General features: G+C 73.1%; 20 protein-coding genes and 1 pseudogene. 11 read left to right on the top strand and 10 right to left on the bottom strand.

The genetic code is table 11. From position 1 onward, the window contains the following. Positions 1-32 precede the first annotated feature (32 nt). On the top strand, positions 33-584 hold the full coding sequence (locus ACQPZ4_RS20540) for a TetR family transcriptional regulator (protein WP_433063449.1): 552 nt from the start codon (positions 33-35) through the stop codon (positions 582-584). On the opposite strand, the gene ACQPZ4_RS20535 is transcribed toward ACQPZ4_RS20540, so the two are convergent. Further along, the gene (locus ACQPZ4_RS20535; protein WP_433063446.1) at positions 574-1,218 is read right to left on the bottom strand and encodes a TetR family transcriptional regulator; all 645 of its coding nucleotides are present in this window, start codon (positions 1,216-1,218) and stop codon (positions 574-576) included. The genes ACQPZ4_RS20540 and ACQPZ4_RS20535 overlap by 11 nt on opposite strands. Positions 1,219-1,361: 143 nt before the next feature. Next, positions 1,362-2,246 (bottom strand): SDR family oxidoreductase, encoded by an 885-nt coding sequence (locus ACQPZ4_RS20530; RefSeq protein WP_433063443.1) that lies wholly within the window; start codon positions 2,244-2,246, stop codon positions 1,362-1,364. 106 nt (positions 2,247-2,352) lie between these two features. On the opposite strand from ACQPZ4_RS20530, the gene ACQPZ4_RS20525 reads away from it, so the two are divergent. Beyond that, positions 2,353-3,222: an alpha/beta fold hydrolase gene (locus tag ACQPZ4_RS20525; protein ID WP_433063440.1), complete on the top strand. Its 870-nt coding sequence runs from the start codon at positions 2,353-2,355 to the stop codon at positions 3,220-3,222. A gap of 299 nt (positions 3,223-3,521) precedes the next feature. Here ACQPZ4_RS20525 and ACQPZ4_RS20520 read toward each other — a convergent pair whose 3' ends face one another. Next, entirely contained in the window at positions 3,522-4,277 is a 756-nt protein-coding gene (locus tag ACQPZ4_RS20520; RefSeq protein WP_433063438.1) for a septum formation family protein, read from the bottom strand. 172 nt (positions 4,278-4,449) lie between these two features. Here ACQPZ4_RS20520 and ACQPZ4_RS20515 point away from each other — a divergent pair, with 172 nt between their 5' ends. From ACQPZ4_RS20515 to ACQPZ4_RS20505, 3 genes are read left to right on the top strand one after another with little or no spacing between them, the layout of a single operon-like run. Beyond that, a complete protein-coding gene (locus ACQPZ4_RS20515) occupies positions 4,450-6,114 on the top strand; it encodes an MOSC domain-containing protein (RefSeq protein WP_433063435.1) in 1,665 nt (554 codons plus the stop codon). Positions 6,115-6,128: 14 nt separating this feature from the next. Then, on the top strand, positions 6,129-7,190 hold the full coding sequence (locus tag ACQPZ4_RS20510; RefSeq protein WP_433063432.1) for a spore photoproduct lyase family protein: 1,062 nt from the start codon (positions 6,129-6,131) through the stop codon (positions 7,188-7,190). A gap of 20 nt (positions 7,191-7,210) precedes the next feature. After that, the gene (locus tag ACQPZ4_RS20505; protein ID WP_433063429.1) at positions 7,211-7,621 is read left to right on the top strand and encodes a 2'-5' RNA ligase family protein; all 411 of its coding nucleotides are present in this window, start codon (positions 7,211-7,213) and stop codon (positions 7,619-7,621) included. Here the strand turns inward: ACQPZ4_RS20505 and ACQPZ4_RS20500 are convergent. After that, positions 7,608-8,390, bottom strand: a complete 783-nt coding sequence (locus ACQPZ4_RS20500; protein ID WP_433063426.1) for a hypothetical protein — start codon at positions 8,388-8,390, stop codon at positions 7,608-7,610. The genes ACQPZ4_RS20505 and ACQPZ4_RS20500 overlap by 14 nt on opposite strands. Before the next feature lie 182 nt (positions 8,391-8,572). Then, on the bottom strand, positions 8,573-9,313 hold the full coding sequence (locus ACQPZ4_RS20495) for a VIT1/CCC1 transporter family protein (RefSeq protein ID WP_433063424.1): 741 nt from the start codon (positions 9,311-9,313) through the stop codon (positions 8,573-8,575). A gap of 182 nt (positions 9,314-9,495) precedes the next feature. Here ACQPZ4_RS20495 and ACQPZ4_RS20490 point away from each other — a divergent pair, with 182 nt between their 5' ends. From ACQPZ4_RS20490 to yidD, 3 genes are all read left to right on the top strand, one after another. Then, positions 9,496-10,209: a hypothetical protein gene (locus tag ACQPZ4_RS20490; protein WP_433063421.1), complete on the top strand. Its 714-nt coding sequence runs from the start codon at positions 9,496-9,498 to the stop codon at positions 10,207-10,209. Between the two features lie 103 nt (positions 10,210-10,312). Continuing rightward, complete coding sequence (locus ACQPZ4_RS20485) at positions 10,313-10,966, top strand: hypothetical protein (protein WP_433063419.1); 654 nt, start codon at positions 10,313-10,315, stop codon at positions 10,964-10,966. A 56-nt stretch (positions 10,967-11,022) separates the two neighbouring features. After that, positions 11,023-11,436, top strand: a complete 414-nt coding sequence (gene yidD / locus ACQPZ4_RS20480; RefSeq protein ID WP_433063416.1) for a membrane protein insertion efficiency factor YidD — start codon at positions 11,023-11,025, stop codon at positions 11,434-11,436. 15 nt (positions 11,437-11,451) lie between these two features. Here the strand turns inward: yidD and ACQPZ4_RS20475 are convergent, their stop codons facing one another. Continuing rightward, the gene (locus ACQPZ4_RS20475) at positions 11,452-12,630 is read right to left on the bottom strand and encodes a hypothetical protein (RefSeq protein WP_433063413.1); all 1,179 of its coding nucleotides are present in this window, start codon (positions 12,628-12,630) and stop codon (positions 11,452-11,454) included. Between the two features lie 44 nt (positions 12,631-12,674). On the opposite strand from ACQPZ4_RS20475, the gene ACQPZ4_RS20470 reads away from it, so the two are divergent. Further along, positions 12,675-14,984, top strand: a complete 2,310-nt coding sequence (locus tag ACQPZ4_RS20470) for an MMPL family transporter (protein WP_433063411.1) — start codon at positions 12,675-12,677, stop codon at positions 14,982-14,984. On the opposite strand, the gene ACQPZ4_RS20465 is transcribed toward ACQPZ4_RS20470, so the two are convergent. Further along, positions 14,949-15,248: a GlsB/YeaQ/YmgE family stress response membrane protein gene (locus ACQPZ4_RS20465; protein ID WP_433063408.1), complete on the bottom strand. Its 300-nt coding sequence runs from the start codon at positions 15,246-15,248 to the stop codon at positions 14,949-14,951. The genes ACQPZ4_RS20470 and ACQPZ4_RS20465 overlap by 36 nt on opposite strands. Before the next feature lie 35 nt (positions 15,249-15,283). Then, positions 15,284-15,973, bottom strand: a complete 690-nt coding sequence (locus tag ACQPZ4_RS20460) for an MIP/aquaporin family protein (RefSeq protein ID WP_433063406.1) — start codon at positions 15,971-15,973, stop codon at positions 15,284-15,286. Between the two features lie 372 nt (positions 15,974-16,345). Between ACQPZ4_RS20460 and ACQPZ4_RS20455 the strand changes: the two genes are divergently transcribed. Beyond that, positions 16,346-16,672: a hypothetical protein gene (locus ACQPZ4_RS20455; RefSeq protein ID WP_433063403.1), complete on the top strand. Its 327-nt coding sequence runs from the start codon at positions 16,346-16,348 to the stop codon at positions 16,670-16,672. A gap of 40 nt (positions 16,673-16,712) precedes the next feature. On the opposite strand, the pseudogene ACQPZ4_RS20450 reads toward ACQPZ4_RS20455, so the two are convergent. Next, positions 16,713-17,613 (bottom strand): annotated as a pseudogene (locus ACQPZ4_RS20450) (NADP-dependent oxidoreductase). Positions 17,614-17,662: 49 nt separating this feature from the next. Between ACQPZ4_RS20450 and ACQPZ4_RS20445 the strand changes: the two are divergent. After that, the gene (locus ACQPZ4_RS20445; protein WP_433063400.1) at positions 17,663-18,274 is read left to right on the top strand and encodes a TetR/AcrR family transcriptional regulator; all 612 of its coding nucleotides are present in this window, start codon (positions 17,663-17,665) and stop codon (positions 18,272-18,274) included. On the opposite strand, the gene ACQPZ4_RS20440 is transcribed toward ACQPZ4_RS20445, so the two are convergent. After that, entirely contained in the window at positions 18,261-19,385 is a 1,125-nt protein-coding gene (locus ACQPZ4_RS20440; protein WP_433063398.1) for an ROK family transcriptional regulator, read from the bottom strand. The two genes, ACQPZ4_RS20445 and ACQPZ4_RS20440, sit on opposite strands and share 14 nt — an antisense overlap. Between the last annotated feature and the right edge of the window lie 57 nt (positions 19,386-19,442).

Raw genomic sequence — 19,442 nt, 5'->3', positions numbered from 1 at the left:
AAGAGAGCGGGATCTCAAGACGGGAGTTGCCAGTGCGCACCAACCAGCTCGAACGGACCAGGGCGGCGATCATCGCGGCCGCGCGCGAGCTCGCCGACAGCGGCGCGGAGGTCACGATGTCGGCCGTCGCGGCCGCGGCGAAGGTGTCCGAGGCGACCGCGTACCGGCACTTTCCGGACCTGGTGTCCCTGCTGCGCGCCGCCGTCACGACCGACGACCAGCTCGCCACCCTGCGCGCCCTGGCCACCGGCGACGACCCGGTCGAGCGGGTCGGCCAGGCGGCGGAGGTGCTCGCCCGCGCGGTCCTGCGACGCCAGGGCGCGGTCCGGGTGATCGTCGCGGCGAGCATCGCGAAGCCGGCGATCGCGAGGGAGCGGCCGGTCCAGCGGTTCGCGCTGATCGAGCACGCGCTGGAGCCGTGGAACCAACCGCACAAGGCTCAGCTGGTACGGGACCTGGCCGTCGTCATCAGCGCGGAGTCCCTGTTCACGCTGCTGGATCTGTGCGGCCTCGAACCCGAGGAGGCGGTCGCCAGTCTGGTGTCGACCGCCCGGAGGATCGCCGAAGCGGCGGTTACGCCGTAGCCTCCAGGCCCTGCAGGACCATCGCGGAGAACTGCCGGGCGACCTCGTCGACGCTCAGCGGGCCGCTGACGTTGAGCCACTGGTAGGCCCAGGCGCACATGCCGACGAGGCCGAAGGTGGCGATGCGCGCGTCGACGTCGGCCCGGAAGGCGCCGCGCTGCACGCCGTCGGCGACCATGCCGGCGAAGGCGGCCTCGACCAGGTCGCGCTTGCGGGTGACCTCGGCGAAGAGGTCCCCGGTGAGGTAGCGGCGCTCCTGGTAGAAGATCGTCACGTGGCCCCGGTACTCGGCCACGGAGGTCAGGCTGAAACGGATCAGCTCGGCGATGCGGGTCTTCGGGTCGTCGCTGCCCGACTCGATCTTCTTGATCGCGGCGAGCTGGGCCTCGAGGTACTCCTCCTGGATGGTGCGCAGGAGGTCGTCCTTGCTCTCGAAGTGGTGGTAGAACGCGCCCTTGGTGAGCTGGGCGCGGTCGGCGATCTCCTGCACCGAGGTGCGGTCGAAGCCCTGCCGCTCGAACAGTTCCAGGGCGCTGTCGATCAGCGACCGGCGGGTGTTCTCCGGGTCGTAGCCGCCCGGCCACCGCTGCCGGCGCCGGGTGGTCTCCGGCCGCGCGGATGTCGTACGGGCCATCTGCGGCCTCCCATCTCCCCTGCCGACACAGCGTACCGTCCGGTCGGAAGGATATCGTCAGGGCCGCGGCGCGCAACCCCCGCGGGCGGCCGACGTTCACGATAGCCGATGCCTCTACCCCGCGGGGGGCGTGCGTTGCGCGCTCAGGACTTCGCGTAGAAGCCCGCGTCGAGGTCCGCGATCAGACCCTGCTCGGCCGGGGTCCAGCCGAGGTTCTTGCGCGTCAGCTCGCTCGACACGTGCGAGTCCATGCCGAAGAACGGGCCGATCCAGCCGAAGTGCGCCGCGGCCTCCTCCGCCGGAATGGATTTCGCCGGTACGTCCAGTCCGCGCCCGATCGCCTCGGCGATCTCGCGCGTGGGGACCCCCTCCTCGGCCACCGCGTGCACGATCGTGCCCGGCGCCGCCTGCTCCACCGCGAGCCGGACCAGCCGCGCGGCGTCGAGCACGTGCACGGCCGGCCAGCGGCCCGCGCCGTCGCCGACGTACGCGGCCACGCCCTTCTCGCGGGCGATTCCGGCCAGCACGGCGATGAAGCCGTGGTCCCCCTCGCCGTGCACGGTCGGCGCGAAGCGGAGCACGCCGCTGCGCACGCCGCGCTCGGCCAGGGCCAGGGTCGCGTTCGCGTTCGCCATCCGCGGCAGGAAGTCCGGGCCCGCGGTCTCCTCGGTCGCCGGCGAACCCGGCAGCCCGGCCACGCCGGAGGCGATGAAGAACGGGCGGCCGGTCCCGGCCAGGGCGTCGCCGATGGCGGCGATCGCGGCGGCGTCGGTCTGCGCGGCGTCGGCCATGCGGGAGAAGTCGTGGTTGTAGGCCAGGTGTACCACGCCGTCGGAATCGTCCGCCCCCGCACGAAGGGCGTCGAGGTCGTCGAGGTGGCCCCGGCGCACCTCGGCCCCCAGCGCGGCGATCTTGGCGGCGGACTCCTCGGAGCGGGCGAGCCCGACGACCCGATGGCCGGCCTCGATGAGCTCGGCGGTCACGGCGGACCCGATCCAGCCGCTGGCGCCGGTGACGAAGATGCGCATGGCAGTCCCCTTGCAGACGATGTCACTTGATGACATGACCCACGTTAGCACGGTGATGTCATCAAGTGACATGGACGCGGCGAGTGTGACGCAGGACCATGTGCGCATGCTGATCGCACTGGCGGACGGGCGCGAACTCGAAGTGCTGACGGTCGGGCCGGAGGACGGGCGACCCCTGGTGCTGCACCTGGGGACGCCGTCGGGGCCGCACGACGTACCGACGCTGACAAGACCCGCGGCAGCGCGCGGACTGCGGACGTTGATCTGCGGCCGCCCCGGCTATGCGAACTCCACGCCGCGGCCCGGGCGGACCGTGGGCGACGTCGCCGGGGACGTGGCCGCCGTGCTCGACCGGCTCGGCTACGACCGGTTCGTCACGCTCGGGCAGTCCGGCGGCGGCCCGCACGCCCTCGCCTGCGCCGCGCTGCTGCCCGAGCGGTGCGCGGCGGCCGCGAGCCTGGCCGGGGTGGCGCCGTTCGACGCCGAGGGACTGGACTGGCTGGCCGGCATGGGACCGGAGAACGTGGAGGAGTTCGGCGCGGCCGTCGCCGGGCCGGAGGCGCTCGCCCCGTGGCTCGCCGGCGCGGCCACCGAGCTCGCCGCGGTGACCGGCACCGAGGTGGCGGCGGCGCTGGGCGGCCTCGTCCCGCCGGTCGACGTGGCGGCGCTCACCGGCGAGTTCGCGGAGGCCGTGGCGGCGGGCTTCCGCTCGGCCGTCTCCACCGGTACCGCCGGCTGGCGCGACGACGACCTCGCGATGGTCCGGCCCTGGGGCTTCGACGTGTCCTCGATCACCGTGCCGGTCGACGTGTGGCAGGGCGGCCAGGATCGCATGGTCCCGCCCGCGCACGGCGCCTGGCTCGCGGCCCACATCCCGGGCGCGCGGGCGCGGCTGCTGGCGGAGGAGGGCCACCTGTCACTGGTACAGGCGGCGGCTTCGATCTTCGACGACCTGCTTCACGCGGCGGCTTGGTGACACGGCCCGCTTCACGCAGCGGCGCGGTGACACGACCTGCTTCACGCGGCGGCGTGGTGAGACGACCGCTTCACGCGGCGGCGTGGTGAGACGACCGCTTCACACGGCGGCGCGGTGAGACGACCGCTTCACACGGCGGCGCGGTGAGACGACCGCTTCACACGGCGGCGCGGTGAGACGACCGCTTCACGCGGCGGCGCGGTGAGACGACCGCTTCACGCGGCGGCGCGGTGACACGGCCCGCTTCACGCAGCGCGGTGACACGGCCCGTTTCACGCAGCGCGGTGACACGGCCCGTTTCAGGCGGCGGCGTGGTGCAGGGTGCCCGTGAAGGGGCCGTGCCCGGAGAGCTGGGCGGTGCACACGAACCCGCGCACCGCCTGCCCGGGGACGCCGTTCTGGAACTGCCAGAGATAGCCCGAGGTGTACCGCCCGTCGCGGCCACCCGTCCAGTCGCGCACCGCCCCGGGGCAGAGCGCGGTGTTGAGCCGGTCGATCTGGCGGTAGTCCGGCGTGGTCGGGAACTCCGCCGTCAGGTCGCGGACGAGGTCGACCTCGTCGGTGTGGGGGCCTGAGCACGGTACGACCGCGGCCGTGCGCAGGTTCGCGGCCTGCGCGATGCACGTGCCGACCTTGAGCGACGCGAAGACCTTGGGATCGTTCGGGTCCGGACCATCGGGCATCTCGGTGGCCGGCTTCCAGGAAAGCGTTTGCCCGGCCGCCGTCGGCGCCTCAACCGGCGTTGGATTCGAGGCCGCCTGCGCCGGCTCGGCGACCACCGGCCCGGAGTCGGAAGCCACCGGTCCTGAAGCGGACGCCGACGGCGGCGCGGCCTCAGGCGTTGATCGGCTGTTGCGCAGTTCGAACGAGACCAGCACGAGGAGCGCGAGCACGCCGAGGATGGCCAGCGCCGCGGGCATCCGGCGCGGGCGCGGGGGCGGCGGCGGGGTCCAGTTCCGCCACGGCTGCGGTCCGACCGGGCGCGGGCGGCGGTCCGTCTCCGTGTACTGCGCGGCCTTCACCCAGTTCTCGTCGAATACCGGCGGCTCCCCCATGAGCCAGGATGGTAGATCCACTGCCGGGCGCCGGGCCCCGCCCGGAACCGGGTGCTGTCCGAACCGATGTCCGGCGTTCATTCTCGCCGGGCAGCGCGACCCTCCCCGGAAAGCGCGACCCTCACCGGAAAGGGATGACGACAGGCGCCCGCGGCGATGGGATGCTTCGGCCATGCCGTCTCTCGTCTCCGTCAACGTCGGGCGGCCGAAGGAGGTGGCGTGGCAGGGGCGGACCGTGTACACGGGCGTGTGGAAGCGCCCGGTCTCCGGCCCGGTCATGGCGCGCCACCTCAACCTCGACGGCGACGGGCAGGGCGACCTGGCCGGGCACGGCGGCGAGCAGCGCGCCGTCCTTGTGTACCAGTTGGATTCCTATCGCTATTGGCAGCGGCACCTCGGCCGCGCCGGGCCCGGCGAGCACGGCCAGTTCGGCGAGAACCTCACCGTCGACGGGCTGCCCGACGACGAGGTGTGCATCGGCGACCGGTACCGCATCGGCGAGGCCGAGTTCGAGGTCACCCAGCCCCGCGTCACGTGCTACCGGGTCGGGCTGCGGATGGGCGTGCCCGAGCTGCCGGCGCTGCTCGTCGCCCACCACCGCCCCGGCTTCTACATGCGCGTCGTGCGCGAGGGCCGCGTGCGCGCGGGCGACCCGATCGTGCGCACCCGGCAGGGGCCGGGCGCGCTGTCGGTGGCCGAGACCGATGCGCTGTTGTATTTGCCGGGCCACGACCCGGCCCGCCTCCGGGTCGCGTTGGATATTCCCGCGCTGAGCCCCGGCTGGCAGGGCTCGTTCCGCGACATGCTGGCCGCGGCGAGCGCGCCCGGCCCGGCCTGGGACGGATTCCAGCCGCTGCGCGTGGTCGACGTGACGCCGGAGACGGCGACGGTCGCCTCGATCCGCCTCGCCGACCCGTCCGGCAAGGCGCTCCCGGCCGCGCTGCCCGGCCAGTACCTCACGCTCCGCCTCCCCGACGCCGGCCCGGTGCGCAGCTACTCCCTGTCGGCGACGCCCGGCGAGGACACGTACCGGATCACCGTCAAGCACGAGCCGCACGGCGCCGCGAGCGGGTTCCTGACGACGGCCCTGCGCCCCGGCGCCGAGCTGGACACCGCCGCGCCGCGCGGGGAGTTCGTGCTCGAGGACGGTACGACGGCGGTGTTGTTGCTTTCCGCAGGCATCGGCCTGACCCCGGTCCTGGCGATGCTGCACCAGCTCGCCGCCCGCCGCAGCGCGCGCCCGGTGTGGTGGATTCACGGCGCCCGCACGCCGGCCGAGCACCCGCTCGCCGCCGAGGCCCGCGCGCTGCTGGCCGGGCTGCCCGACGCGCACGAGCACATTTTCTACAGCGCCTCGACCGGCCGCCTCACCGCCCAACGGCTGACGGATTTACGGCTGCCCGCCGACGCGACCGCGTACGTCTGCGGCCCGGACGCGTTCATGGCCGACATGCGGACCGCCCTCGCCGCGGCCGGCGTGAGCCGGGTCCGCACCGAACTCTTCGCCGCCCACGCGGCCATCAACCCCGGCCTGACCCACGTCCCGTCCCGCCCGCCGCACCCGCCTCCAGGCGAGCCAGGTTCCGGCCCGCTGGTCACGTTCGCGCGCAGCGGCATCGCCGCCCCGATCCCCGGCTCCGGCAGCATCCTGGACCTCGCCGACGCCTGCGACGTGCCGACCCGCTGGAGCTGCCGCACGGGCGTCTGCCACACGTGCGTGACCCCGTTGCTGTCCGGTCGCGTTGGATATTCGCCGCAGCCGTTGGAGGAGCCCACCGTGGGTACCGTCCTGATCTGCTGCGCGCGCCCGCAGGCCGACGTGGTGCTCGACATGTAGGCTGGTCCTCGCTCATGGACTCCGCGCTGCTCGACATCCGCCGCATCTACGTGGAACCCGCGGCGGCCGACCTGCCCCGGGGGCGGGCGGTGCTGGACCGCTTCCCCGACGCCGAACGGGTCGAGGTCGAGAGCCACAACCGCATCCCCGAGTTGTACGGCGACGAGACCAACGTCGCCCGCTGGGTCCGCATCAAGCGCGGCGCCCTCGTCCTCGGCGTCAAGAAGTCGCTGACCGCCCGCCCGAACGGCCGCTCGGCGGACTTCATCGCCCCCTCGGCCGCCAACGGCTGCGCGATGGCGTGTGCCTACTGCTACGTGCCCCGCCACAAGGGGTACAGCAACCCGATCACGGTCTTCGCGAACATCGACAAGATCGCCGGCTACGTCCGCCGCCACGCTGGCCGCCAGGGCCCCAAGCCGGCCCCGAACGAGTGCGACCCCGACCTCTGGGTCTACGACATCGGCGAGAATTCGGACTGCAGCCTCGACGCCCGCGTCAGCGACAACGTCCAGGACCTGGTCGACCTGTTCGGCACCCTGCCCAACGCGAAGGCCTCGTTCGCCACCAAGCACGTCAACCGCGACCTGCTGACCTGGAACCCGCGCGGCCACACCCGCATCCGGTTCTCCCTCATGCCCGCCGCCGACGCGAAGCTCCTCGACATCCGCACCTCCCCGATCGCTTCGCGCATCGCGGCCATCGACGACTTCGTCGCGGCCGGGTATGAGGTACACGTCAACTTCAGCCCCGTCGTGGTCCGCGACGGCTGGCTGTTGGATTGGGCCGAGCTGCTGGACCAACTGGACGCCGGCCTCGGCCCCGCCGCCAAGTCCCAGCTGGCCGCCGAAGTCATCTTCCTGACCCACAACCGCGACCTGCACCAGGTGAACCTCGGCTGGCACCCGAAGGCCGAGGACCTGCTGTGGCGCCCGGACCTGCAACAGGCGAAGCGCTCGGAGAACGGCTTCTGGAACGTCCGCTACCGAACCGGCGCCAAGGGCGGCTACGTGTCGGCCTTGCGGGATCTGATCGCCAAGCACATCCCGTACTGCAGAATCCGTTACGCGTTCTAACAATGCACACCGTCGAACTGTTGCCGGATCCCGTGTTGGATTCCGGGATCCGGGCGCTGTGGGACCGGCTGCTGGCGGCGGGGCTGCCGAGCCTGGCCACGCACCGCCACCCGACGAACCGGCCGCATCTGACGCTGCACACCCTGCCCACGCTCGCTTCGCTGCCGCCGCTGACCCTGCCGGTCGCGGCCCACCTGGGCCCGGTCCGGCTCCTGGGGCGGGCGTTGGTCCGATCGGTCACGCCGACGGCGGAGCTGCTGGCGCTGCGGCCCGGCGGCGACTGGGTGCCGCACATCTCGCTCGCCCTGAACGTTCCGCCGCCCGTGCGTGCCGCGGCCCTGGCGTTGCTGGCGGACGTGCCGGACGCGCACGGCCAGTTCGTCGCGGCGCGCAGCTACGACACGGAGACCCGCACCGTCACTGCCCTATGACGCCGGCCATGACGAGCACGGCGAGCGTGAGGAAGTCGGCCGCCGCGAGCACGCACACCGCGACGAGCAACCACCGCCGGCGTTTGCGCACCGCGGCGACGGATGACGGCACGGCCGGCACCGAGTCGAGCGCGGACCAGATGCGGCCGGCGGTCTTCAATTCCGCACCGCGGTAGTCCCAGCTGCGCATCGCCATGCCGTGCACGCCGACCCCGATCTCGACCGGCGGGTGCCCGGCGAGCTGCAGCTTGAGCCGGCCGCGCCCGGTCCCGGTCACGCCCTCGACGAGACCGCGCGGGACCACGGTCACCGCGAACGTCGACGCCACCACGACCTCCGTGGGCCCGACGACGACACGCGAGGCGAAACTCGGCAGCCCGAACGCGACGAGGATCGGCCCGAAGAAGGCCCAGAACAGCGGCGGCACGCCCAACCACAACGCGAGCGGAGCGAACGGCGCGACCGCGGCGAACGCCAGCAGCGTGTCGGCGGGCCACCGCCGGATGACGACCCGCCCGCGGCGCACCCGGACGCTCACGGCGGGCGGCGCCGTGATGGTGTGCCAGCGGGCGCGGTACAGCGTGATCAGCCGCCCCGACGTGGCGACGAACAGCCCGACCGCGCCCAGCACGCCGACCCTCATCGCGGCGTCGGGCCCGAGCTCGTGACGCAGCAGCACGGCCGCGGCGCCGACCAGCATGGACAGGGCCGCCACGCTGTAGGTGAGCGGCCGCGTCCACTTCAGGTCACCGGCGTCGTCGAAAGCCACGGTCCCACGATCGCAGCCGCTGTCACGCACCGGTCAGCCGACAAGCGTGGACACGACCTGACCGATGCCGAACGTGACCGCCATCGCCAGGGCGCCACCGGCGACGAGGCCGCGTCCACCTCAGGTCACCGCCGTCGTCGAAAGCCACGGTCCCACGATCGCAGCCCGCTGTCACACACCGGTCAGCCGGCGAGCGTGGACACGAGTTGGCCGATGCCGAACGTGACCGCCATCGCCAGGGCGCCACCGGCGACGAGGCGGGAGACGGCGCGTACGACGCCCGCTGAGCCGAGGCGGGCACTCACCGCGCCCGTGACCGTCAGGGCCAGGACCACGGCCACGAAGGCGATCGGGATGCGGGTGCCCGGCGGGGGCAGCAGGATCGCGAGCAACGGCAGCGCGGCGCCCAGGGCGAACGAGATGGCCGAGGCCACCGCGGCCTGCCAGGGGCTGGTCAGGGCGTCGGGGTCGATGTGCAGCTCGGCGTCGGCGTGGGCGGCGAAGGCGTCCTTGGCGGTGAGCTCCAGCGCGACCTGGCGGGCGGTGCGGGGGGTGAGCCCCTTCGCCTCGTACAGGGCGGTGAGCTCCTCCAGCTCGCGCTCCGGGAACTGTTCGAGCTCCAGGCGCTCGTAGGCCAGCAGCGAGCGCTCGGTGTCGCGCTGGGTGCTGACCGACACGTACTCGCCCAGCGCCATCGACACCGCGCCCGCCACCGCGCCGGCCATGCCCGCGGCGAGGATGGCTCCCGTCGACGCTGTGGTCGCGGCCACACCGACGACGAGGGCGGCCGTCGACACGATGCCGTCGTTCGCGCCGAGGACGCCGGCGCGCAGCTGGTTGAGGCGGCCGGAGAGGCCACCGGCGGTGTGCGGCTCGCCCGGATGCGGGGTGGCCACGGGCCCGAGCGGCACCACGTTGGTCATTGCGAATCACCTGCCCACCAGCGACGGTACGACCGCGAAAGCCTTTCCCGCAACGAAGGCAAGGCTGGGCTTGGTCGATGCCGCACGGCCCGGCGAGGCGGGACCAAAGGCTCTGATCGCGACGGTACGCCGTGCGGCAACGTCGAAGGATCGCCAGCGAAACTCGCCCCGAGGAGCCCGCCATGCCCGCCATCCACCTCGTCGACCGCGCCGGCGCCGCACGGACGGGCCGGACGCTGACCCGGGCCGCCCTCGCCGCGCTCGCCGCCCCGTCGGTGCTCGACCCCCAACCGTGGCGCTGGCGCATCGAGGAGGGGTGGGCCGACCTGCTGGCCGACCCCGATCCCGACGGTCGGTTGCTGACCATCAGCTGCGGGGCGGCGCTGCACCATGCGACCGTGGCGCTGGCCGCCGCGGGGGTGGGGATCGAGGTGGTACGCCTACCAGGCGGCCCTTCCCGGCTCGCCCGCCTGCGCCACACGGGCGAAATCCCGCTGGACGAGCACGCACAGCGGCTGGGCCGAGCCATCGCGGTGCGCGGCAGCGATCGCCGGCCGATCGGCCGCGACCCGGTCCCGGAGGAGCAGCTTCGCCTCCTCCGGCGAGCGGCAGCGGCCGCCGGGGCCGGGCTGTTTCCGCTCGCGGTGCATCCGGGCGCACGGCGTCCGCGGCCGGAGGGATGGGCGGTCATCACGACGGCCGGCACCGGTCCCCGCAACTGGCTGGCCACCGGCGAGGCGATCTCGGCGGTACTCCTGCACGCGGCCGCCGAAGGGCTGGTCACCGACGCCGTCACCGAACGCTCAGCGACTGTGCCGCCGGCGCTGGTCCGCCGCCTGCCGCGTGGGGCCGGCCATCCCGCCGCCGTCGTCCGATTCGGTGTCGCGTCCCGATAGACCCGGGCCGGAGGTCCTCCCGACGCGGGTTCTCCGACTCTGCAAGGCGGCCCCGCGCGGGACGCAACCTGGAGGCGAACCCCCAGCCCCAGGGAGGGCAACCATGAGACGCAAGACGCTCGACCTCATCGTCGGAGCCGGCCTCGTGCTGCTGGCCGGGCTGTTGCTCGTCGCCGGCATCGTGCTGACCAGCAACGCCAACTTTGCCAACGACTATGTCAAGGACCAGCTCGGGCAGCAGCAGATCACCTTCAAGACCGCCGACACGCTGACGGCGGAGGAGAAGGAGTCCGCGTGCCTGGTCGAGTACGCCGGGAAGCCGCTCAACTCCGGCAAGCAGGCCGAGTGCTACGCCAACGAGTTCATCGGGCTGCACCTCAAGTCGATCGCCGGCGGCAAGACCTACGCGCAGCTCGGCGACGTGCAGACCGAGCTCAAGACCAAGCTCGCCGACGCGCAGAAGAGCAACGACACCGCCGCCGTCGCCGACCTGCAGAAGCAGCTCACGGACACCAACACCGCGCGGGAGACGGTGTTCAAGGGCGAGACGCTGCGCGGGCTGCTGCTGACCTCGTACGGGTTCAGCGAGTTCGGGGCCAAGGCCGGGCAGGCCGCGCTCGTGGCCTATCTCGCCGCCGGTCTGCTGTTCCTGCTCGGCGCGGCCGGTCTGCTCCACGCCGCCAGGACGCCGGGGAGCCAGGGCTTCGCGGTCCCGGAAAACGAAGGCAACGCTCGTAGCGAACCGGCAACCGCGTGACGAAAGACCGACAACAGTCTTGATCAACGTTGCGGCCCCTCCGCACAATGGCGGGCGTGGATGCGGAGGAGGCCGCCCCGGGGAACCGGCGGCGCTGGTGGTCCGACCTGGACTGGTTCAGCGGCTGCGATCCGGGCTGTGACATCGGGTGCGACGGCTGCGACGGCTGTGACTGCAATCCGTTCATGCTGGGCTCGCTGCTCGGCCTGATGGCGATCGCCGCTCCGTCCCGGGCCCCGCGCCGCGACGCGAGTGGCCCGGGGCGGGCGGGGATGGCGGCGATCAGGGGGTACCAACGCTGGCTTTCCCCGCATTTGCCGACGCGTTGCCGGCAGACGCCATCGTGCAGCAACTACGGGCTGGAAGCCGTCCGCCGCTACGGCCTGGTCGTGGGTTCGCGCCTGACCGCCGCCCGCATCAAGCGCTGCAACGCCTCGACGCCCCGCGGAACGCACGACCCGGTGCCGTAGCGACCAGCGAAAACCTCAGCAGGCGGGCGCGGTCCCGCCGGTGGTCTTCGAGACGTAGCTGTGGCTGATGTACTGCCCGCTGCCGATCCGATCCCACCGCGTCGTCGTCCCGTACGGCCCGGCAACCGATTGCCCGGTCACCCAGCACTCGATCGGCACCTGCGCGTAGGTCGCCGCGAAGCCCTTGCTGGCGAAGGACGTCCCCGCGCCGGCCCGGATGTTCAGCGGCCCGCTGCCGACGACACCGCGCACGCCGCTGCCCGTCCACAGGTACGCCACGTCGACCCACGAGTTGTCGGTCAGCAGCAGCCCGTCCCAGAAGACGCCGTCGCCGAGGTCGATGCCCGCGGGGTTGCCGACGGCCCGCCCGAACTGGTCCTTCCCGCCGTTGTACCCGCTCTGGTAGGCCGCCTGCGCCTCCGGCCGGCCCTGCGGCAGATCCTTCCACGACTGCCGGGTCGCGGCCGGGTTCCAGTAGTCGTCGGTGGTGTTCCACGGCCCGACGTCCCACACCGGCGCGAACTCGCACCGCGACCCGCTCGTCGTGCAGACCCGCACGGTGTAGTCCCCGGTCCCCTTGGGCGCCAGGCCGCGGCGCGACGGCAGCGCGACGAAGTGGTCCCGGCTCACGATGACGTGTCCGTTCGCCGTGGTACCGCCGACAAGCCCCTCCCGCGTCGCATACACCCGGTACACGTTGCCGACCGCCGCGAGCCGGGCCGGTGCCGCCGGGCCCGCGGAGGCGACCAGGACGACGGCGCTGATTGCGGCCGAAGCGCCGGTGAGCACGATCCGGGCCTGCACGGCCGGGACGTCGGCGGCGAGCGCGGTGCCGGCCGGGGTCCACTCCGTCCACGTGCCGTCCGGGCCCTGACCCCGGTACTCGACGTCCACCCCCGTCGTCGCGCTCGTCGTGAACGCGCGCACCAGGTTGGCCGGCGTGGCGAGGGTGTGCGGGGCGAGCAGCAGCATGCCGGACACGATCGGGGCGCGCTGCCCGTCGGGTACCTCGGACGGGTCGGCGATGCGCAGCGCCCCGCCCGTCCAGGTGACGTTGACGTCGTCGTCGGACAGGATCGACAGGTTGGCGGGCCAGGTGTTGTCCGGCCCCGGTGCGGCCGCCGCCGGCGCCGCCGTGAGCCCGAGGAGCAGGGCGGCGAACGCGGAGACGAGCATCGTTCTGGTGGTGACCATGCCGTGAGACAATCATCGATATCGATGGACGTCAAGGCAACAGAGTGACGTTCGTTTTCCGGTACCCGGAGCTGGGCATCACGCCGGGCATGGAAACGAGCAGCAGGTGGCGGCCGAGTCTGTTGCCGCGCGCGTACGCCGCCCTCGTCGTGGGCCTGCGCTGGATCGTCGTCGCCGGGTGGGCCGCGGCCGCGATCGCCTCCGTCGTGTACCTCCCGGCGGTCGGCCAGGGCGGCAGCGACCTCGAGCAGCTCGTCTCCGCCGACAACCCCGCCGTCCGCAGTGAGTTGCGCTCGTTCGACAAGTTCGGGTTTCCGCTGCTCAGCCGGGTCGCCGTGGTCCAGCGCGACCCGAACGGACTCTCCCGTGCCACGCAGGAGGAGGCCGTGCGGCGGGCGCAGGACGTGAGCGACGGGACCTACGGCGACACCGGCCCGATCCGCGCGGCCGTCCCGGTGATGAACACCCTCGGGCTGTTCCCGGGCTCGGCCGAGGACGGCACGACGATCGTCACGCTGCTGTTCACCGACCCCGACGTCACGTTCGCGGGGCAGGTCAAGGCGGCCGAGCGGTTCGTCGCCGCGCACTACGGCGAGGGCGACGCCGTCGTGGGCATCACCGGCTCGGTGCCGGCCAGGGTCGAACAGGCGCGGATCGTCACCTCGTCGGTGTCGCGGCTGGAGATCATCACCGTGGCCGCCGTGTTCCTGATCGTCGCCTTCGCGTTCCGCTCGTTCATCGCCCCGCTGGTCGCGCTCGTCGTGGCCGGCGTCGCCACCCTGCTGACCCTGCACGTGGGCGGGGCGTTAGCGCTGAAGCTCGGGGTACCGGTGCCGCAGGAGACACAGCCGCTGCTCGTCGCGCTGTTGCTCGGCGTGGTCACCGACTATGTGGTGTTCTATTTGTCCGCGGTCAGACGGTCCCTGGCCGCCGGCGACTCGCGGCTCGACGCGGCCCGGCACGCCACCGCCCGGTTCACCCCGATCATCCTCACCGCCGGGCTGACCGCGGCCGCCGGCACCGGGGCGCTGATCGTGGCCGGCTCCCCCGCGTTCCGCGCGTTCGGCCCCGGCATGGCCCTCGCGATCCTCATCGGCGTGCTGGTCGCCGTCACGCTCGTCCCCGCCCTGTTGGGAATTCTCGGCGCGGCCGCGTTCTGGTCGCCGTTGCGCCGCCGGGTGGCCGAGCAGACACCGGTCAGCGCGCCGGCCGGCGGGCGGTGGTGGGCGCGACTGCTGACCCGGCGCTGGTTCGCCCTGCCGGTGCTCCTCGTGTGTACCGCTGGATTAATCGTGGCCGCGCTGCCCCTGCAGCACATCAAGCTCGGCGTCTCGTTCGTCGAGGCCCTGCCGCCCGACCGCCCGGCGCGGGCCGCCGCCACCGCCGCCGAGACCGGGTTCGCCGACGGAATCCTCTCGCCGACGGAATTGCTCCTGGAGGGCAATGCGGTCGCCGGGCGGCAGGCCGAGCTGACGAAGCTGCAGGAGGCGCTCGCCCACCGGCCGGGTGTCGCCGCGGTCCTCGGCCCGACGACCCAGGGCCTGCCGGAGGGTTACGACGTGTTCCGTTCCTCCGACGGTACGGCCGCCAGGTACCTGCTCATCCTCAGCGACGAGCCGCTCGGCGCGACCGCGGTGCAGACCCTCGACCGCCTGCACGACGACCTGCCGGGCCTGCTGTCGGCGGCCGGCCTCGACGGCACCCAGGCCAGCCTCGGCGGCGACACCGCGGTGGCCCGGGTCATCGTCGAGCAGACCACCCACGACCTCGGCCGCATCGCCATCGCCGCGCTGCTGGCCAACCTGCTGTTCCTGATGCTGTTCCTGCGGGCCCTCGTCGCGCCGATCGGCCTGCTGGTGTGCAGCGTGCTGGCCATCGGGGCGACGCTCGGGCTGACCACGTGGCTGTTCCAGGACCGCCTCGGCGCCGACGGGCTCACGTTCTACGTGCCGTTTGCCGCGGCGGTACTGCTGGTCGCCCTCGGATCCGACTACAACATCTTCGGCATCGGACCGGCCTGGCGCGAGGCCCGCACCCGCCCGTTGCGCGAGGCCCTCGCGCTGACGCTGCCGCACTCGGCGCGGGCCATCCGCACCGCGGCGTTCACCCTCGCGGTGAGCTTCGGGCTGCTGCTCATCGTGCCGCTGCGCCCGTTCCGGGAGCTCGCGTTCGCGCTGTCGGTGGGCGTGCTCATCGACGCGTTCGTGGTGCGCTCGCTGCTCGCCCCGGCGCTGCTGAGCGTGCTGGGCTCGACGGTCGCGCCGGAACCGGTCGCCGAGCCCTCGCCCTCGTTGGATTCCGCGCCGGCGGAGGTGCCGCTATCTGGCCGGGGTGCCGGTACCGGTGCCGTGTGAACGCCCGTGCCGGCTGGTGATCTCGGCCGCGGCCCAGACCCCGATGACGGCCAGCACGATCTGGATCGCGTGGCGGATCCAGTCGATGCCGTTCGTCTTGCCGACCCCGAGCCAGGTGGCGATCAGGCCGCCGATCAGCGCGGCGATGATGCCGACCACGACGGTGGCCACCACGGAGATGTTCTGCTTCCCGGGCAGAATCAGCCGGGCGAGGACGCCGAGAATGGCGCCACCGATGACCGCCCACAGGAGTGTCCCGATCATGTCGTCCTCCTCGTGCTGTTGCTACTTCCACTGCACTACGGCGCGGAACTGTCCGCCCGCACCGTTTCCCGCTCCTCCTGCCGCACCGGCGCCTCGTCGGGGTTGAGCGCCAGGAATGCCGCGGCCGCCGCGAAACCGGCGACGAGCTGCACGATGAGGTACAGCGCCGCGAGGTACCACGGCAGCGCTCCGATCGCGGTCAGCCCCAGCGTCACCGCGGGGTTGAACGCCGCCCCGGAGATGCTCCCGGCCACGACCGCCCCGGCGACCACGGTGAACCCGATCGCCAGGCCGTAGAACGAGTTGTTGGGGTTGCTGCGGCTGGTGGCCACGTTGAGCATCACGTACGCCAGCGCGAACGTGAACAACAGCTCCACCACCAGCGCGGACACGAGCCGGCGGCCGTCCGGCTCGAACGCCGCCACCGCCCCCGGGTTCGCCACCCACTGCGCGACCAGCGCCCCGAGGATGCCCCCGACGATCTGCGCCACCCAGTAGGCAATGGCATCGGGCCGCCCCAGCTTGTGCCGCACGAGCACGGCCAGCGTGAGCGACGGGTTGTAGTGCCCGCCGGACACGTGGGCGCCCGCGTACACCATCACCATGAGCACCGCCCCGATCGCCAACGGGGCGAGGGACGAGCCGGTCAGCACGCTCAGGCCGACGGTGAACATCAGGAAGAACGCTCCGATGAGCTCGGTCACGTACGCCGCGTACCTGTGCATAGCCCCTGCCCTTCCCCCGATCCCGGGTGTTATTACTCCTCGTGCCATTCCCGGCCTCGTTTGGAGCTCCCGTCCACCATCGCCGCCCTGGACCCGCCATCCCTCCCGGAGCCGACCGGCACCTGCACCCACGGCACCCTGACAACCGGCGCCGGGCGCATCGACCGCCGCCGCCGTCACGTGTCGCTCGATCCGGAACCCGGTGTCGTCCACCCATCGGCCGGCCGCGATCCGCTGCCGCAACCTCGGCGCCGCGTCGCGCCGGTCCGCGATTCGCCGGCGCGCGCCGGCCAGGTCGAGCGGGCCATGCTTCCGACCTCCCCGCCGCCGTGCGGGGCACACAGGGGCGAAGATCCTGAGTATCGTCGATCCATGGCGGACGCGTTCGGGCGTGGGGTGCTCGGGGTGGCCGGGTGGCACGCGCTGCTCGTCGCCGCGTTCGTGATCTACCTGCAGACGCTGTCCGATGTGTACCCCGCCGAGTGCGCGGGGTTCGGCTGCTCCAGTCCCCGCGGTACGGCGACGATGCTCGGCTTCGCGTTCGTCATCCCCGCGATGGTGGCCTCGTTCTTCATTGCCGTCCCGGTCACCGCGCTCGTCGCACGGCGTGTCCACAATGGACTCGTTGCCGGTACCGTCGCGGCGCTTTCGACCTGGCTCGTCGCCGGCGCCGTCGTCTGCGCCCTCGCGCAGTCCTAGGCCGGGCGCAGGAGCCGGCGACCGGGCGGCCGAACAGGGCCTAGACGAACACGATCTTTCCGCGGGCCCGGCGCGACTCGCTCAAGGCGTGGGCGGCGGGCGCCTCCGAAAGCGGGAAAACGGCCTCAACCGGCACCCGCAGCCGGCCCTGGTCCGCCAGCTCAACCGCCAGACCCAGCGCTCGTACCGCCAGTGCGTCGCCGAGGCCGCTCGAAAGGTGGACGCCGTGCCGGGCCGCGGTGAGGTCGGCGATGGTGACCACGCGGGACGGGTCGCCGGCGATGGCGATCAGGTCGGGCAGCGTCCCGCCGGCGCAGTCGAACACGGCGTCGACGCCGCTCACGCGGTCGGGCAGGCCCGGGCCGTACGTGGTCGGGGTGGCGCCCAGCGAGCGCAGCAGGTCGTGGTTGCGCTCGCTCGCCGTGGCGATGACGTTGAGGCCGCGGGCGACGGCGAGCTGGACGGCGACCGTGCCGACGCCGCCGGACGCGCCGTTGACGAGGACGGTCCGGCCCGCTTCGAGCGCGAGGCGGTCGAGCACGCGGGTGCCCGTTTCGACGGTACCGGCGGCGCCGCCCGCCTCGGGCCAGCTCCACGCGGCCGGCTTGGGGGCCCAGGCCACGAGCACCGCGAAGTCCGCGTTGGCGCCGCGGCGGCTCATCGCCACCCAGCCGAAGACGTCATCGCCGATGTCAACGCCGCTGACGCCGGGACCCAGCTCGTCGACGGTGCCGGCGGCGTCGAAGCCCGTGCGGTACGGCAGCGGGATCTGGATCTGGTTCTTGAGAGCGCCGGACCGGATCAGCGTTTCGCCGGCCGAGAGGCCCGAGGCTCGCACGGCGATGCGGATCTCGCCGGGGCCGGCGTGCGGCTCGGGGACGTCAGCGACGTGCATGACGCCGGCCGGCCGTGTCGAACTCGGTGAACTGCAGTGCTCGCATGGTTCGCAACGTAACGGAACACCCCGTCCGGTTGGCTAAAGTGAGAGCGGTGACGGGCGAACCGAGGCAGCGCTCCGACGCGCGCGACAACCGGGCGCGCATCCTGGCCGTGGCGCGGGCCGCGTTCGCCGCCGAGGGGCTCGAGGTGCCGATGCGCGAGCTGGCGCGGCGGGCGGGGGTGGGGCCGGCGACGGTGTACCGGCACTTCCCGACCAAGGAGGCGCTGCTCGCCACCGCGTTCGCCGAGCCGATGGCGCTGTGCTCGTCGATCGTCGAGGAGGGGCTGGCGGCCGCCGATCCGTGGGACGGTTTCCGGCTGGTGATCGAGAAGCTGATGGCGCTGCACGCGCGGGATCGGGGCTTTGCGCGGGCGTTCACCTCGCGCGGGCAGGACTATTTCGCGGCGGATCGGGATCGCACGGTACGGCTGCTGCTCCACCTCATCCGGCGCGCCAAGCGCTCCGGGGATCTGCGGCGGGACTTCGTGTTCGAGGATGTGGTGCTGGCGCTCATGGCCAACGACGGGATCCGCGCCGATTCGGAGGCGGCCCGGGCGGCGGCGTCGCGGCGGCTGGCGGCGTTGATGCTGCAGTCGTTCCGGGCCACGCCGGCACCGGCGAAGCTGCCGCCGCCGGCGCGCCTGCCGCTCACCGCCCGCTGACGGAGGCCGGGGTCGTCACGAGGGCGCGGAGGCGGGTGAGGGCCTCGTGGCGTACGCCGGTGTGGATCGGCTGGTCGGTGAGGGCCGCCGGGCGGATCGGCACGGTGCGGGGCAGGCGGGCGGCGGCGGTGCGGATCGGGGCGGTCAGGGCCGGGCCCCAGGAGCCGCCGATGACGATCTCCTGCGGGTCGGCGAGTGCCACCACGGCCGCGATCGCGCCGCACACCGCCGTGGCGAGGGTCTCGTGGTCCTCCGGGCGGGCCAGGAGGCGGTCGACGTCGATCGCGGTCGAGCCGGGGCGGCGCAGGCCCAGGCTCCCGAACACGTCGATGAGGTGGGTGGCGCGGCCGTCGGGGCCCTCGGTGAGCAGGTGGGCGATCTCGCCGGTGAGGCCGGTGCCGCCGCGGCGGACCTCGCCGTCGCTGACGATGGCGCAGCCCAGGCCCTCGCCGAGGTACAGGTAGGCGAAGTTGTCCAGGTGGTCGGTGTGGGCGCGTTCGGCTCGCGCGGCCCAGTTCACGTCGTTGTCGACGATCACCTGGCCGTCGGTGAAGGGGGCCAGGACGGCGACCGGGTCCAGCTCGCCGACCAGGAACGGGGAGTCCGGAAGCTGGATCAGGCGGCCGGTGCGGCGGTCGACGGGGTCGGCGGCGCTGACGATGGCCAGGCGTACGGGGGGCAGGCCGGGATCCGCGGACTCCTTGGCCGCCTCGCTCACCGCGGCCGCCACCTGGGCCGGGTTCGCCGGGCGATCGATCGGGCGGGCGGCACGGGCCACGGTGTCGCCGTAGATGTCCACGCGTTCGGCGACGATGCCCTCCGGGGCGATCACCACCGCGAGGGCGGTGCCGACGGTGGGTGACAGGGCGTAGTACGAGCCGACCCGGCCCCGGCCGCGGCCGCCCGGGGTGCGTTCGCCGGTGTCCGCGACCAGGCCGCGCTCGGTCAGGCGGCGGACGCTCTCCCCCGCGGTCGGCTTGGAGATGCCGGCCTCGGTGGCCAGCTCGGCGCGGGTGAGCCGGCGGTGGCGCATCAGGGCGCGCAGGACGTGCTCGTCGGTCGCCGCGCGGACCAGGTCGAGCGGGGACAGGAACGGCTTGTCGGGGTCCATGTGCCAATTCTAGTCAAGGGGGTTGCCTTGAAAGCGGGGCCACCCTAGTCTGAGTAC

The sequence above is a fragment of the Dactylosporangium sp. CS-033363 genome, from assembly GCF_050942475.1.
GTDB lineage: Bacteria > Actinomycetota > Actinomycetes > Mycobacteriales > Micromonosporaceae > Dactylosporangium.
This window is presented reverse-complemented; position numbering and strand designations above follow the sequence as displayed.

What these genes read in the sequence shown, in the direction of transcription:
- ACQPZ4_RS20535 (WP_433063446.1), bottom strand. Translation starts at nt 1,218, where the DNA reads ATGGCCCGTACGACATCCGCGCGGCCGGAGACCACCCGGCGCCGGCAG.
- ACQPZ4_RS20530 (WP_433063443.1), bottom strand. Translation starts at nt 2,246, where the DNA reads ATGCGCATCTTCGTCACCGGCGCCAGCGGCTGGATCGGGTCCGCCGTG.
- ACQPZ4_RS20525 (WP_433063440.1), top strand. Translation starts at nt 2,353, where the DNA reads ATGCTGATCGCACTGGCGGACGGGCGCGAACTCGAAGTGCTGACGGTC.
- ACQPZ4_RS20520 (WP_433063438.1), bottom strand. Translation starts at nt 4,277, where the DNA reads ATGGGGGAGCCGCCGGTATTCGACGAGAACTGGGTGAAGGCCGCGCAG.
- ACQPZ4_RS20515 (WP_433063435.1), top strand. Translation starts at nt 4,450, where the DNA reads ATGCCGTCTCTCGTCTCCGTCAACGTCGGGCGGCCGAAGGAGGTGGCG.
- ACQPZ4_RS20510 (WP_433063432.1), top strand. Translation starts at nt 6,129, where the DNA reads ATGGACTCCGCGCTGCTCGACATCCGCCGCATCTACGTGGAACCCGCG.
- ACQPZ4_RS20495 (WP_433063424.1), bottom strand. Translation starts at nt 9,313, where the DNA reads ATGACCAACGTGGTGCCGCTCGGGCCCGTGGCCACCCCGCATCCGGGC.
- ACQPZ4_RS20490 (WP_433063421.1), top strand. Translation starts at nt 9,496, where the DNA reads ATGCCCGCCATCCACCTCGTCGACCGCGCCGGCGCCGCACGGACGGGC.
- ACQPZ4_RS20485 (WP_433063419.1), top strand. Translation starts at nt 10,313, where the DNA reads ATGAGACGCAAGACGCTCGACCTCATCGTCGGAGCCGGCCTCGTGCTG.
- ACQPZ4_RS20475 (WP_433063413.1), bottom strand. Translation starts at nt 12,630, where the DNA reads ATGGTCACCACCAGAACGATGCTCGTCTCCGCGTTCGCCGCCCTGCTC.
- ACQPZ4_RS20465 (WP_433063408.1), bottom strand. Translation starts at nt 15,248, where the DNA reads ATGATCGGGACACTCCTGTGGGCGGTCATCGGTGGCGCCATTCTCGGC.
- ACQPZ4_RS20460 (WP_433063406.1), bottom strand. Translation starts at nt 15,973, where the DNA reads ATGCACAGGTACGCGGCGTACGTGACCGAGCTCATCGGAGCGTTCTTC.
- ACQPZ4_RS20455 (WP_433063403.1), top strand. Translation starts at nt 16,346, where the DNA reads ATGGCGGACGCGTTCGGGCGTGGGGTGCTCGGGGTGGCCGGGTGGCAC.
- ACQPZ4_RS20440 (WP_433063398.1), bottom strand. Translation starts at nt 19,385, where the DNA reads ATGGACCCCGACAAGCCGTTCCTGTCCCCGCTCGACCTGGTCCGCGCG.